This window comes from Pantoea sp. SS70 (assembly GCF_029866845.1).
GTDB classification, from domain to species: Bacteria; Pseudomonadota; Gammaproteobacteria; order Enterobacterales; family Enterobacteriaceae; genus Pantoea; species Pantoea leporis.
In genome coordinates this window covers 1,536,922-1,550,942 of sequence record NZ_CP117199.1, presented here as the reverse complement: position 1 = coordinate 1,550,942, position 14,021 = coordinate 1,536,922, and the positions used below count along the sequence as shown (strand labels likewise).

Below are 14,021 nucleotides of genomic sequence, written 5' to 3'. Positions count from 1 at the left end.
ATTGCCCCCCCTCTTTCAACGTTAGTGTTTCAGTGAGTAGTAGATTTTTTCCGCCAGCGCGGTGGAAATTCCCGGCACTTTAGCAATCTCGTCGACGCTGGCATTCATCAGCGGTTGCAGGCCACCCATATACTTGAGCAGCTGCTGGCGCCGTTTGGGCCCCACGCCTTCAATACTTTCCAACGCGCTGGTGTTCTTCACTTTGGCGCGTTTTTTCCGGTGACCTGAAATCGCATGATTGTGAGAGTCATCACGAATATGCTGAATCACATGCAGCGCAGGCGAGTCCGGCGGTAAGGAAACGCCCTCACCTTCCGCTTCAAAGAACAGCGTTTCCAGCCCGGCTTTACGATCGCTACCCTTCGCCACGCCGAGTAAAATCGGACGATCTTTATCCCAGGGTACATTCAACTCGGCGAAAACCTGTTTCGCCTGCGCTAACTGACCTTTACCGCCGTCGATGATGATCACGTCGGGGATTTTGTCCTCTTCCAGCGCTTTGCCGTAACGACGGCGCAGCACCTGATTCATCGCCGCGTAATCATCGCCCGGCGTGATGCCCTCAATGTTGTAGCGACGGTAATCCGAACGCAGCGGACCATCACGGTTGAACACCACGCACGACGCAATGGTCTGCTCGCCCATGGTGTGACTGATGTCGAAGCACTCCATGCGATGAATGGTGTCGAGCTCAAGGAACGTCGCCAGCGCCGCCAGACGCTGCTGAATGGTCGAATGCTGCGACAGCTTGGTAGTCAGTGCCGTTGCCGCATTGGTGCGCGCCAGTTTCAGGTAGCGTGCACGGTCACCACGCGGCTTACTTTGAATGTTCACTTTACGTCCCGCCAGCGCGCTCAGCGATTCCGCCAGCAGCTCACGTTCCGGTAGTGTAAAGTCCAGCAGAATTTCCGCCGGCAAAGTGCGCGCTTCACTACCTTGCAGATAGAACTGCCCGACAAAGGTTTGCACCACTTCGGTCAGTTCGGTATCGGCAGGTACTTTCGGGAAGTAGCTGCGGCTGCCAAGCACTTTGCCCTGACGGATAAACAGCACGTGCAAGCAAGCCATGCCCGCATCAAAGGCCACGCCCATCACATCCAGGTCTTCACCCTGATTGGAGACAAATTGCCGCTCGGTTACGCGTCTTACCGCTTGAATCTGGTCGCGTAAAATCCCGGCCTCTTCAAAACGCAGTTCCTCACTGGCATTTTCCATGCGCTTGACCAGCTGATTGATCACCTGATCATCTTTTCCCGCGAGGAACAAACGCACGTAATCGGTTTGCTGCGCATACTCCTCTTCGCTAACCAAGCCGGAAACGCAGGGTCCAAGGCAGCGGCCAATTTGATACTGCAAACACGGGCGCGAGCGGTTGCGATACACGCTGTTTTCACACTGGCGAATCGGGAATACCTTTTGCAGCAGCGCGAGGGTTTCACGTACCGCATAGCCGTTCGGAAACGGGCCAAAGTATTCGCCTTTGGCGTGCTTCGCGCCACGGTGCATCGCCAGACGCGGATGGCTATCGCCACTGAGGAAAATGTAAGGATAGGATTTGTCATCGCGCAGCAGCACGTTATAGCGCGGCTGGTAGAGCTTGATGTAGTTATGCTCCAGCAGCAGCGCTTCCGTTTCGGTGTGCGTCACGGTGACGTCGATGTTCTGGATGTTGCTGACCAGCACTTCAGTTTTGCGACTGCCCACCTGCGTACGGAAGTAGCTGGTCAGGCGCTTTTTAAGGTCTTTGGCTTTACCAACATAGATCACCGTACCGGCCGCATCGTACATACGGTAGACGCCGGGTTGGCTGGTCACGGTGCTGAGAAAGGCTTTGGAATCGAAAACGTCACTCACTACTGATTAATGGCTCCGCATTGAACAAGCCATGTCGAATGGCCAAATGCGTTAACTCGACGTCGCCACTGATATTCAACTTGCTGAACATGCGATAGCGGTAACTGTTAACGGTTTTCGGGCTGAGACTGAGTTGTTCGGAAATTTCCGTCACTTTCTGCCCGCGTGTGATCATCAGCATAATCTGCAATTCCCTTTCCGACAAACAGCTGAAGGGGGATTCGGCTTTTTGCGGTTCGATCTGGCTAAGTGCCATTTGCTGAGCAATATCCGAAGCGATATAGCGTTGCCCTGAATGCACCGAGCGAATCGCACTCACCACTTCCTGCGGCGCGGCGCCTTTACTGAGATAACCCGCTGCGCCCGCCTGCATCACCTTCGCCGGCAGTGGATTTTCGGTATGAATGGTGAGCATGATGATGCGGATATCCGGGTTAAAGCGCACAATTTTGCGTGTCGCTTCCAGGCCGCCAATACCGGGCATGTTCATGTCCATCAGCACTACGTCAACCGGATTGCTGCGGCACCATTTCACGGCGTCTTCACCGCACGCCGCTTCACCCGCAATAACGAGTCCTTTCATATCTTCCAGAATGCGGCGAATACCGGCGCGTACCAGTTCATGGTCATCAACAAGAAGCAGGCTGATCAACGGGACGTACTCCGCAGGTTAAGAAAGGGAAATATATTTCAGAACGGTCATCTTACCGGTTTTCAGGTGGAAAAAACATCTACAGTCACAGATAAATCTCAAATGAACTGATGCAAATCAATAACATTTCTTTGATCCAGCTTTTACTGCACAGGGCAATAAGATGCAAAATGAGATAAGTTAAATTGTTATTAATATCATTAAGTTATAATTTATAGCTCGATTTTATTGTCGCATTCCGATCGCCTGGTAAATAACAGCTAAACGCCAATTCTGGTTGCTGACAAATAGCGCAATGCGCAATTAAAAAGCGGTCTGACTTTTACCGCCTCGCTTCATTAAAATTCATCTGAAAACCCTATGATATACTCTCTTTCTTACGCACAGGAAGAATGTGTCAACATTGAGTAACACCCCCAAGGAGTCAATTATGAGTGATGAAGATTTCGCAACTTCACGAGACACGCAGGCGCTGGCCGACGAAGTCGCCTGTCTGAAAATGATGGTGACGCTGATTCTGAAAGGAATGGGTCAAGCCGATGCCGGTAAGGTGATCATCAACATGGAGCGTTATGTGCAAGCTTCGTTAGGCGATAAGCCGCAGGCGGAAGTGTTTAATAATACAATTCGTCAGATCAAAACCGCTTACCGTCAATAAGCGATATGCCCCGCGCGAAATGCGCGGGGTATCTAGCTGTGTGATTGCCAGTTTACTGAAACACCCAGCGACGGCAGCACCTCTTCCGGGCTAAAGCGTCGTGTACCCCGATATTTCTCCGCCAGCGCCGGTTGATCAACCGGAATGCGAATGGCAAACAGATTGTCTTCAGATTGGATCAAGCCCGGTGAGAGCGGCTCGTAGACTACCTGATGCTGTTCGAACATCTTCTCAAGCATTGGCGTCGCCGAACTGATCAAATACTCCATGCCGCTCAGTTCTGCTAATTGCACCGAGTGCCACAAAATACTCAGCGGCAGCTCCGCGTCCACCTCAAGGCGCGCCGAGAAGCGCGACATTTCCCATACCTTTTCCTGATCGAAAGGCAGAATAAAACCTTCCGGCACCTCAGGTTCATGCCACGGCAACAGACGTGCGCAGCCGCAAATACCCTGACGAGCGTTCCAGGCAATCAACCAGGTGACATCCGAACGATCAAAACGATCGTACTCTTGCCCTGGCGTACTCAATCGCGGTGGAATCGACCACCCTTCGCCGCGCGCAAACACGCTATAGCGATACGTTCCCAGTTCTGCCAACAGTGAGGACGGCATATCCTTAAGCTGTGTTTGAATTACTTTCATCATGCGCCTCTGACATCCCCATGTATGCAATGATTTCTTTGAGCCAGCCTGGCAACGTTGCGCGCAGGGTAGACAACTGACACGGGAGAAGGAACTACTAAAATTAGTAGTTGCTTTTTCGCTATATCAGGCCAACCGCAGCGGCATAACAGGCAATCTGCGTTTTATTGGAAACATTAAAACGCTTTTGCATATTCTTTTGGTGAAAATTCACCGTATGTTCAGATATGGCTAAAATAAGTGAAATTTCCGCCGACGTTTTTCCTTCCGCCGTCCATTTCAGGATTTCTAATTCACGCTGACTAAAATCGTTAGATAAAACGACCATAGAATCGTCATTCAAACGCTCCAACACGCGCAAACTCAGTTCCGCCAGAAGATGCAGTTTCACCTCAAGCTCTATGCGCAAGTGTTGGGTCTTACTGTGAAGTGTCGATGCAATAGATAATATACCAATGGTACGATTTGGTGCCATTGCTGAGCAGGAAAAGCCACTCATTAATCCCGCAGCGTTGGCTTCTGCCCACAAATTACCCGCACCGGTAAATAAATCGCGCGTCCATTCAACACCCCGTCCCGGCCGCTGACAGAGTAATAGCACCGGATCGACCTTATAATAGTTCTCGCTTTCGTAGCGTTTCACCCAGCCTTCCGGGTATGTACTGAACAAAAACAAGCGCGGCCGGGTAAAGGGCACCGGATGCTGAACCAAAAAAGCGAAGTAATCGAAACCCAGCTTTTCAATCTGCTGTTGCAACAGGGATTTCAATTGCGTCACTTGCGTTAGCGCCAGAAATTCATTTTCCATTTCGCCTCGCCAGACGAAATAATTATCGGTCGTCATTATTGCCTTAGCGCTGTTTCACGCTTTTACATTCTGAAATTAGTTCGTGTTAACGCAAAAAATAAATTAGCCAGACAAAAAATATTGATTGAAAAAGGAGCAAATTTGCCAGCAGCTAGCATAACTCTTCTACTGTCAATGCGTTAACGTAATGGAAATGTGTAAGTTCACGTTAATTGTTAACAGGTTCACAACTTTAATTCCTCAGCAGATTAGAATAGGATTTTTCTGAAGTAGTTTCAATCATCCAGTTGATTGAAAATGATCGTTAGATTGATAAATTTTTAGCATCGTCATTAACTAAAATTATTGATGCAAAAAGCAGATTGTTTTGCTGTGAAAGGGGTTTGTACGGTGAATGAGTTTTGACTTAATGTTAATCCCACCTATTTCTGCGGTTAAGATAATACATTAAGTAATGATATGATTTCTCTCACGCTGATTAACGGCTACGCTTAATGCTAGCGGAGTGAAAAGATGCATTGGAAGACATTGCTGCAGTAAGGCTCAGGCGCATTGTCGCATGTAGGTGGGAAACTTAGCGGAACTGACTATGTTGAACCAGTTTGCATTACCTTTCCTTGTTCTGGGCGTCTGCACTGCCCTGATGATTTTAAAAGATCTTTTTCGCCATCCACATCCGGTGGCGGTGATGAATATCATTTGGCCATTAACCGGTTTGTATATGCCTTTTATTGGCTGGATCGTCTGGTGGTACTTAGGCCGTAAACCATCACAACAGCAAAAACTTGCGCTGTTGGTTTCACAAAAAATACGCAGTAACGCCAGCTGGCAAACTATATTTATTTCCACGTCATTATCCGCAGCGGCTTGTATATTTGGCGATATAATGACAATCCCGATAGTCACTTTACTAAAACAATTTGCCATTAATCCGACGATAGGCATGCAGGCGCTTATTTGCGTTATCGCTTCATTGTTTATGGGATTACTTTTTCAATTTCTGGCGATTCGCCAACGTGAAAAACATTCATTTGGCAGCGCATTATTTTTAGCGCTGAAAACCGAAATTTTCCCCCTGCTGATTTTTCAATTAGGTATTTTTATCTTTATGGCGTTGGCCCTAAAGTTTGTGCTGAACGAGCAGGTTAATCCGCTGCTGGCGGCATTCTGGTTTATGCTGCAACTGGCCATAATGATTGGCTTTATTTTCTCCTGGCCGGCTAATCATTTCCTGATAAAACGTGGGCTTAATCCTGCGGTATAGCTAACGGCAGTAACCCGAACCGCGCATGCCAAGATGAAAATGGCTGGCATGCGCGGCGTTATAATCGGGCCCCAGCGCATTACCGAACGTCGCACAGCCGTTACGCCACAGCGCATGCAGTCCTGCCTCCGCATCCTCTGGCTGTTGCCAGTTTTTTCCTACCTGCAACCAACGCCCATTTGCCAGCTGAAATCCGGTAATATCCCAGGCATCGGCGCTGGCGTGCTCACTCAAACGCCCTTCCTGACGATGATAAATATTGCGACAGGCGTAGCTGCCAACATGGGCAATGCGTTTCAGCGGACTGTTGAAACCGGCCTGACGTAATGCGCTGTCGCTGTTAATCACAAACATGGTGCTGGCCACCGCCATCGGACAGCTGGCGAGAAAACTGCTGCTCAGCGTGACGTCACCGTAGCCGCTGATGCGTAGCGGCTGCTCAATCGGGCAATTCCCTTGCATAGGCGGCACGGCACGAAACTGCACCAGCCGCTGTTCACTGGCTTGCCGCATCACCGCCAGGCAGGCAGCCGGATCGCCACTCAGCTTTTTTAGCTTGTAACGCGTCATCCAACCGGGCGGATCGGTAACGTTGAGCGGTGTAAAGGGGTTCCACTGAGGCGGCAGATGCGTTTTCAACCACGGCAAACTAAACCAGCCGCATACAGCCAGCAACGCGACGGCGAACAGAGCGCGCACAATGCCTCACTTTTCCTGATGAAATGAACTAACAAGTGTAGAAGTCATGTGCGCGGAAAGTGACGTAAATCGCTTAATTGTTGAAGATTTACGCAAAATGACTGCGCTTTAAACTCTGTAAATAATTACTGACAGAGCAAAGCACGTAAAAGGTCACAAAGGGGGAAAAACCATTACCGAAACGGGTTGGCTTTCCACTATCTTATGCCACTTGCCTGGACAAAGGCTCATAACGAATGCCCTAAATAATGTGAGCCGCAGGAAGGCGGCAAGTGTGTGAATCATGGGGAGCTTAATTTAGTCAGTTCCTGGGGTGAACACGCGTAGCCAACGCATCTGCGGCTTGAAGTATGACGGGCAAAACAGCCAATAGAGCTGACACAACATCTCGACAGGAAAGAAAAATTTATGGTTGATCAATCAAAAGAGGCGCTCGCTACGGCCGAACAGCCGGATAAACTCCAGCGTAACCTGCATAATCGTCACATTCAGTTAATTGCTATCGGTGGCGCCATCGGCACCGGGTTGTTTATGGGCTCGGGTAAAACCATCAGCCTCGCGGGCCCGTCGATCATTTTCGTCTACATGATCATTGGCTTTATGCTGTTCTTCGTCATGCGCGCCATGGGCGAACTGCTGTTGTCCAACCTCGAATACAAATCCTTTAGCGATTTCGCTGCCGATTTACTCGGTCCGTGGGCGGGCTATTTTACCGGCTGGACGTACTGGTTCTGTTGGGTGGTGACCGGCATTGCCGACGTGGTGGCCATCAGCGCCTATTTCCAGCTGTGGTTCCCGGACTTCTCCATCTGGATGAGCGCCCTGCTGTGCGTCTTTGTCTTCCTGGCATTGAATATCGCTACGGTGAAGCTGTTTGGTGAGATGGAGTTCTGGTTCGCGATTATCAAAATCGTCGCCATTGTGGCGCTGATCATCACCGGCATTGTGCTGGTAAGCATGCATTATCCGTCGCCGAACGGTGGCACCGCGTCCCTGAGCAACATCTGGGATCACGGCGGCATGTTCCCGAAAGGCTTAAGCGGCTTCTTTGCCGGCTTCCAGATTGCGGTTTTCGCCTTTGTCGGCATTGAGCTGGTCGGCACCGCGGCGGCAGAAACCAAAGATCCGCACAAAGTTCTGCCGCGTGCGATTAACGCCATTCCGCTGCGCATTATTATGTTTTACGTGCTGGCGCTGATGGTGATCATGGCGGTGACGCCTTGGAATCAGGTGCTGGCGAATCGCAGCCCGTTCGTTGAGATGTTTGTGCTGATCGGCTTGCCTGCCGCCGCCAGCATCGTCAACTTCGTGGTGCTGACCTCCGCCGCCTCGTCCGCCAATAGCGGTATCTTCTCCACCAGCCGCATGTTGTTCGGCCTGGCGGAACAAGGCGTGGCGCATAAAGCCTTTGGTCGCCTCTCGGCGCGTGCGGTGCCAACCACCGGCCTGTTCTTCTCCTGCCTGTGTCTGCTGGCGGGCGTGGCGCTGATCTACCTGATTCCGGATGTGATGACGGTGTTCACCATGGTCACCACGGTGTCGGCGATTCTGTTTATGTTCGTCTGGACCATCATCCTGTGCAGCTATCTGGCGTATCGTAAGCAGCATCCACAGCGTCATGCTGAATCGAAGTTCAAAATGCCGCTGGGCAAGTTTATGTGCTGGGTATGCATGGCGTTCTTCGCCTTTGTGCTGGTGCTGCTGACGCTGCAGGAAGATACCCGTCAGGCGCTGATGGTCACGCCGCTGTGGTTTGTGATGCTGACCATGGGCTGGTTGTTACGTCGTCGTAAAGCCTGATTTATCACGGCTACGTTAAGGCTGCCTTTTGAAAGAAAGTGCAGCCTTTTTCTTTTTTGACAGAAAGCGCACCTCATCAGCAAACGCGCTTCACCACGAAGTCACAATCTCTCCCGCAGCTTACGCCACGCCTCACCCAATGCAGGACGCACCGAAGGCTCTCGCTGTGGCGCTAGCTCCGGCGACTGCGGTGATCCCAGATCAAAGGTAAAGGTGTAACTCGGCTCTTCCCCCATCCTTAAATCGCTGATCAACGTGCGATCGCCCTGCTGCTTCATTGCGTAAAACCCATGACTAAACCACGCCACACGCTCGGCATGCCATTGCCCTTTGAACGGCGCAAACAGCGCGGGTTGACGATCGTGCCAGCTTATCTGCAGCGGACGCCCCGGTGACAACAACGACCAATAAGCTTCGCCGTAACGCTCTGGCGTCATGATCACCGTGCGCCATACCAGCGTATTAAACGCGGTCGGCGTCACCAGCAGTTGCTCCGGCTGCACGGATTGCTGCGCCAGCGCTTGCTCAATGTGTTGCGTCGCCATGCTCTGTGCCACCATGCTCCAGCCGAGATAAAGCGTACTCACCAATAATCCCGCCTGATTGCAGCGCAAGCCCACAGCATCGCGTCGCCACAGGGCGACGAGCAGCGCAATCAGCAACGGCAAGGTATACAACGGATCGATGATATACATGCTGCCAATGGCATAAGGGAAATCGGTGAGCGGCAGGCCCAGCTGCGTACCGTAAACGGTGGTGAGATCCAGCAGCGGATGCGTCACCAGCGCCAGCCACATCGCCAGCGTCCAGCCGCGCCAGTGCGCGCGACTGCGTGTCGCACCGGCCACCAGCCAGCCGAGCAGCGGTGCAATTAAGGTGAGGATTATCAGCGCATGACTTTCGGTGCGATGCAGCGTCATATTGCGGATGGCATCGCCGTGATCGATAAACACGTCGAGATCCGGCAAGGTGCCCGCCACCGCACCCACCAGCGCCGCTTGCCACAGCGGGACGCGCTTGCCCATCACCGCAACGGTGACCGCCGCGCCTAATGTCAGTTGTGATAACGAATCCATGCACTCTCCTTGAAAACGCGGGATCAGCGCACGCGAATCCCTTCAATTATCATGCGCTGCACGTTTTCCAGCGTCTGTTCAAAAAACGCCGCATCGTTCAACGTCTGGCCGGTAATCGCTTCCACCTGTGAGGCGAAATCCGCATAGTGCTGCGTAGTCGCCCATAGCAGGAAAAACAGGTGCTGCGGCTGCACACCCGCCAACCGACCTTCGGCGATCCACTGTTCGATAATCGCCGCTTTCTCATCCACCAGCGCTTTTAAATCACCGGCCAGTTCACCTTTCAGCAGCGGCGCGCCCTGCAACATCTCAAGGCAGAACAACCGTGAAGCTTGCGGATGATCGCGCGAGACTTCCAGCTTAAGGCGAATGTATTGACGTATCGCGGTCAGCGGATCGTGATCGTGCTGCAGCGCGCGCAGCGGCGCCAGCCACACATCAAGAATCTCTTTTAAAACCGCCACATACAGCACTTCTTTCGACGGATAGTAATACAGCAAATTGGTTTTGGAGACGTCGGCGCGCTCCGCCACTTTATCCAGGCTGGTACCGTGAATACCGTATTGCGAGAAGAAGGTTAACGCCGCTTCCAGAATGGCTGCCCGCTTTGCGGCGACCGCTCGCGAACGGCGTCCCGGTTTTTTTTCATCGCTTTTCACACTGTTACCTCTTCCGTCCTGCGTCAACGCATCATAACAAAGGCCTTCTTTCCTGCCTAATCGCCCGCCTGCACCTTTTTTGACCACGCGGCGCATGAAAAACGTGCAGAACGTTTTGACCAAACGGTCTGAAATGGACCAATTACTCCAGTTTTGAATAGGCAATACTTTTAACGCATTGTTATTTATATCTTTTAAAAATGTGGCACAGCCTTTGCAATTTTGTGATGGAGCGCCGCCCGCAGGATGCGTGCAGGAAGCAGCGCAGCGCGTGAAGCAGTCCCCGTCTAATGCAGAGAGGTTTCACATGAAAATTGGCGTCTTTATCCCGATTGGTAATAACGGCTGGCTGATCTCCACCCATGCACCGCAGTACAAACCGACTTTTGAACTGAACAAAGAGATCGTGCTGAAAGCAGAGCATTATCATTTCGACTTTGCCCTTTCGATGATCAAACTGCGCGGCTTTGGCGGCAAAACCGAGTTTTGGGATCACAACCTCGAATCCTTCACGCTGATGGCGGGACTCGCGGCGGTGACCTCACGCATCGAAATCTACGCCACCGCCGCCACGCTGACCTTGCCGCCCGCGATTGTGGCGCGTATGGCCTCCACCATTGATTCCATCTCGAATGGCCGCTTCGGCGTCAACCTCGTTACCGGCTGGCAGAAACCCGAGTACGAGCAGATGGGCTTGTGGCCGGGCGATGCTTACTTCTCCAGCCGCTACCAATATCTGACCGAATACGTCACCGTGCTGCGCGATTTGTGGGGCACCGGCCAGAGCGACTTCAAGGGCGAGTTCTTTACCATGAACGATTGCCGCGTCAGCCCGCAGCCGCAGAAACCGATGAAAGTGATTTGCGCCGGTCAGAGCGATGCGGGCATGGCGTTCTCGGCGCAGCACGCCGATTACAACTTCTGCTTTGGCAAAGGCGTCAACACGCCAACTGCCTTCGCGCCAATTGCCGCGCGTATGAAGCAAGCTGCCGATAAAGCGGGGCGCGACGTCGGTAGCTATGTGCTGTTTATGATCATCGCCGCCGAGAGCGACGAAGCCGCACGCGCCAAATGGGAACACTACAAAGCCGGCGCCGATGAAGAGGCGCTCGCCTGGCTCACCACGCAAAGTCAGCAGGACACCAAATCTGGCAGCGACACCAACGTGCGCCAGATGGCCGATCCGACCTCCGCCGTTAACATCAACATGGGCACGCTGGTGGGTTCTTACGCCAATGTGGCACGAATGTTGGATGAGGTTGCTTTAGTCGATGGCACGCAAGGCGTGTTGCTCACCTTCGATGACTTCCTGCAAGGCATCGAAGATTTCGGTGAACGTATCCAGCCCTTAATGCAGTGTCGCCACGATTTAATCGCATCCCAGCAGGAGGTTGCCTGATGAGTACCGTTGTTTGCGCCCATACCTCAAGTTTATCGAACGTCACCTTGCCGGCGCGCCCGGAAGCCATCGCGCTGCCGCCCGCGCAAAGTGCGCTGATTGTGGTGGATATGCAGAACGCCTACGCCACGCAAGGCGGCTATCTCGATCTGGCGGGCTTTGATGTCTCCGCTACCAAGCCGGTGATTGCCAAAATCCATCAGGCGGTCACCGCATCGCGGGCCGCCGGGATGCAGATCATCTGGTTTCAGAACGGTTGGGACGACCAATACGTTGAAGCAGGTGATGCCGGATCCCCCAACTTCCACAAATCTAATGCGCTGAAAACCATGCGCAAGCGCCCGGAACTGCAAGGCACGCTGCTGTCAAAAGGCGGCTGGGATTATGCACTGGTCGATGAACTGGTGCCGCAGGCCGGCGATATCGTATTGCCGAAACCGCGCTACAGCGGCTTCTTCAATACCTCGCTCGACAGCATGCTGCGCAGCCGTGGCATCCGCCATCTGGTGTTTACCGGCATCGCCACCAACGTCTGTGTGGAATCGACGCTGCGTGACGGCTTCTTCCTGGAATATTTCGGCGTGGTGCTGGAAGACGCGACCTATCAAGCGGGTCCGGCGTTTGCCCAACAGGCGGCCATTTTCAATATCGAAACGTTTTTTGGCTGGGTCAGCGATACCGACACTTTCTGCGAAACGCTGAAAAGCTAACGCCTCGATTCACCTGCAAACCGATAAGAAGAGGATTTCGCCATGCCTAAAAGTGTGATTATTCCGCCCGGCACCGGTACGCCCATTGCGCCATTCGTGCCCGGCACCTTAGCTGACGGCGTTGTCTACGTCTCCGGCACCTTGCCGTTCGATGCCAACAACAACGTGGTGCACGTCGGTGATGCCGCCGCGCAAACGCGTCACGTGCTGGAGACCATTAAAAAGGTGATCGAAACCGCCGGCGGCACCATGGACGACGTGACCTTCAACTCGATTTTTCTCACCGACTGGAGCAACTACGCAGCGATTAATCAGATCTACGCCGAATACTTCCCCGGTGATAAACCGGCGCGCTTCTGCATTCAATGCGGCTTAGTGAAACCGGATGCGCTGATCGAAATCGCCAGCGTTGCGCATATCGGCAAACAGGAGGCCTGATGCATCTGGAGATCCAGGGTTTAACCGCTGAAGATGCGCCGACGCTGGTGCTCGCTTCCGGTTTAGGCGGCGTCGCCGGTTTCTGGCAACCGCAGCTGGCGGCGCTGACGCCGCATTATCGCGTGGTGACGTACGATCAGCGCGGTACCGGCCGCAGCGCAGATACGCTGCCGGACGGCTACAGCATGACGATGATGGCGGCGGAACTGGCAGAAACGCTGGAACAGCACGGCATTCAACATTACGACATTATCGGCCATGCGCTGGGCGGCTTAATCGGCCTGCAGCTGGCGCTGGACTTCCCGCAGCGCGTGGGCCGCGTGGTAGTGATCAACGGCTGGCTTTCGCTGGATGCGCACACGCAGCGCTGCTTCCAGGTGCGTCAGGATCTGCTGATGAACGTCGGCGTCGAAGCCTTTGTGCGTGCGCAGCCGCTGTTCCTCTATCCCGCGGAATGGCTGGCGCGCAATCAGGAGCACATTAACGCTGAAGATGCGCACCATGTCGCCCATTTCCAGGGCATGGAAAACCTGCTGCGTCGCTTGCATGCATTGAAAAGCGCGGATTTCCGCGCACATGTGGCGCGCATCTCCCAGCCAGTGTTAGCGATTTGCAGCCAGGACGATCTGCTGGTGCCGTGGAGCTGCTCACCGCAGCTGGCGCAGGCGTTGCCCAACGGCAGCCTGATTGAGATGGCCTGGGGCGGACACGCGATGAGCGTCACCGATGCCGACAACTTTAATGCGCTGCTGCTGCGCTGGCTGGCCGATACGGCTGCGCCTGCCCAGCGAGCGGCCAGCTAATCACAGGAGCCGCCAATGAGCGTGCATGAACTGCCAATTTTACCCGGTGTAGAACGCGATGCATTTCGTAACGCGATGGCGTGCTTAGGCGCGGCGGTGAATATCATCACCACCGACGGTCCCGCTGGACGCGCCGGATTTACCGCCTCGGCGGTGTGCAGCGTTACTGATACGCCGCCCACGCTGCTGGTTTGTCTTAATCGCTCAGCGTCGGTGTGGCCGATTTTTCGCGACAACGGTTATCTCTGCGTTAACACCCTGGCCGCCGGGCATGAAGATCTCTCGACGCTATTTGGCGGCAAAACGCCGATGGCGGAACGCTTTGCCGCCGCTGACTGGCACACGCTGGCCAGCGGTTCACCGCTATTAGACGGCGCGCTGGTGTCGTTTGACTGCAAAGTGGCACAAGTGGTCAGCGTGGGCACGCACGACATTCTGTTTTGCGAAGTGCAGGCGCTGGTACGCAATGATGAAACGCACGGTCTGGCATGGTTTGACCGTGGCTATCATCACCTTTTACGGCAGGACGCCCGCTAACGCCGCCTTGTGCGGCCCGC

General features: G+C 53.5%; 15 protein-coding genes. 8 read left to right on the top strand and 7 right to left on the bottom strand.

The genetic code is table 11. The features are described 5' to 3' along the window. Positions 1 to 21: 21 nt before the first annotated feature. Positions 22 to 1,854: an excinuclease ABC subunit UvrC gene (gene uvrC, locus PO881_RS07095; protein ID WP_110865886.1), complete on the bottom strand. Its 1,833-nt coding sequence runs from the start codon at positions 1,852 to 1,854 to the stop codon at positions 22 to 24. Beyond that, complete coding sequence (gene uvrY / locus PO881_RS07090) at positions 1,847 to 2,506, bottom strand: UvrY/SirA/GacA family response regulator transcription factor (protein ID WP_008102320.1); 660 nt, start codon at positions 2,504 to 2,506, stop codon at positions 1,847 to 1,849. Before uvrY ends, uvrC begins: the two co-directional genes overlap by 8 nt. Before the next feature lie 430 nt (positions 2,507 to 2,936). Here uvrY and PO881_RS07085 point away from each other — a divergent pair, with 430 nt between their 5' ends. Next, positions 2,937 to 3,164, top strand: coding sequence for a DUF2594 family protein (locus PO881_RS07085; RefSeq protein ID WP_007887303.1), 228 nt, complete (start codon positions 2,937 to 2,939; stop codon positions 3,162 to 3,164). Between the two features lie 32 nt (positions 3,165 to 3,196). Here PO881_RS07085 and PO881_RS07080 read toward each other — a convergent pair whose 3' ends face one another. Both PO881_RS07080 and sdiA read right to left on the bottom strand, forming a co-directional pair. Then, positions 3,197 to 3,808 (bottom strand): acyl-homoserine-lactone synthase, encoded by a 612-nt coding sequence (locus PO881_RS07080; protein ID WP_101760897.1) that lies wholly within the window; start codon positions 3,806 to 3,808, stop codon positions 3,197 to 3,199. A gap of 121 nt (positions 3,809 to 3,929) precedes the next feature. Next, positions 3,930 to 4,652, bottom strand: coding sequence for a transcriptional regulator SdiA (sdiA, locus tag PO881_RS07075; protein ID WP_101760898.1), 723 nt, complete (start codon positions 4,650 to 4,652; stop codon positions 3,930 to 3,932). A gap of 553 nt (positions 4,653 to 5,205) precedes the next feature. On the opposite strand from sdiA, the gene PO881_RS07070 reads away from it, so the two are divergent. Then, positions 5,206 to 5,880, top strand: a complete 675-nt coding sequence (locus PO881_RS07070) for a DUF4396 domain-containing protein (protein WP_280172666.1) — start codon at positions 5,206 to 5,208, stop codon at positions 5,878 to 5,880. Here PO881_RS07070 and PO881_RS07065 read toward each other — a convergent pair whose 3' ends face one another. Continuing rightward, the gene (locus tag PO881_RS07065) at positions 5,881 to 6,579 is read right to left on the bottom strand and encodes an extensin family protein (RefSeq protein ID WP_280172665.1); all 699 of its coding nucleotides are present in this window, start codon (positions 6,577 to 6,579) and stop codon (positions 5,881 to 5,883) included. 408 nt (positions 6,580 to 6,987) lie between these two features. On the opposite strand from PO881_RS07065, the gene cycA reads away from it, so the two are divergent. Continuing rightward, the gene (gene cycA / locus PO881_RS07060; protein WP_101760901.1) at positions 6,988 to 8,379 is read left to right on the top strand and encodes a D-serine/D-alanine/glycine transporter; all 1,392 of its coding nucleotides are present in this window, start codon (positions 6,988 to 6,990) and stop codon (positions 8,377 to 8,379) included. Between the two features lie 101 nt (positions 8,380 to 8,480). On the opposite strand, the gene PO881_RS07055 is transcribed toward cycA, so the two are convergent. After that, positions 8,481 to 9,455, bottom strand: a complete 975-nt coding sequence (locus tag PO881_RS07055; protein ID WP_192413813.1) for a metal-dependent hydrolase — start codon at positions 9,453 to 9,455, stop codon at positions 8,481 to 8,483. A 23-nt stretch (positions 9,456 to 9,478) separates the two neighbouring features. Then, positions 9,479 to 10,114 carry an HTH-type transcriptional regulator RutR gene (gene rutR / locus PO881_RS07050; protein WP_110865882.1) on the bottom strand — a complete coding sequence of 212 codons (636 nt, stop codon included), beginning with the start codon at positions 10,112 to 10,114 and terminating at the stop codon, positions 9,479 to 9,481. A gap of 307 nt (positions 10,115 to 10,421) precedes the next feature. Between rutR and rutA the strand changes: the two genes are divergently transcribed. Genes rutA through rutF form a run of 5 tightly spaced genes read left to right on the top strand, consistent with a single transcriptional unit; the run spans position 10,422 to position 14,001 of the window. After that, positions 10,422 to 11,513 carry a pyrimidine utilization protein A gene (gene rutA / locus PO881_RS07045; protein ID WP_280172664.1) on the top strand — a complete coding sequence of 364 codons (1,092 nt, stop codon included), beginning with the start codon at positions 10,422 to 10,424 and terminating at the stop codon, positions 11,511 to 11,513. Then, the gene (rutB, locus tag PO881_RS07040; protein ID WP_280172663.1) at positions 11,513 to 12,223 is read left to right on the top strand and encodes a pyrimidine utilization protein B; all 711 of its coding nucleotides are present in this window, start codon (positions 11,513 to 11,515) and stop codon (positions 12,221 to 12,223) included. The genes rutA and rutB overlap by 1 nt, the downstream gene beginning before the upstream one ends. Positions 12,224 to 12,265: 42 nt before the next feature. Continuing rightward, entirely contained in the window at positions 12,266 to 12,661 is a 396-nt protein-coding gene (rutC, locus tag PO881_RS07035) for a pyrimidine utilization protein C (protein WP_280172662.1), read from the top strand. Next, complete coding sequence (gene rutD / locus PO881_RS07030) at positions 12,661 to 13,464, top strand: pyrimidine utilization protein D (RefSeq protein ID WP_280172661.1); 804 nt, start codon at positions 12,661 to 12,663, stop codon at positions 13,462 to 13,464. The genes rutC and rutD overlap by 1 nt, the downstream gene beginning before the upstream one ends. Positions 13,465 to 13,479: 15 nt before the next feature. After that, entirely contained in the window at positions 13,480 to 14,001 is a 522-nt protein-coding gene (gene rutF / locus PO881_RS07025) for an NADH-dependent FMN reductase RutF (protein ID WP_110865878.1), read from the top strand. Positions 14,002 to 14,021: the final 20 nt, after the last annotated feature.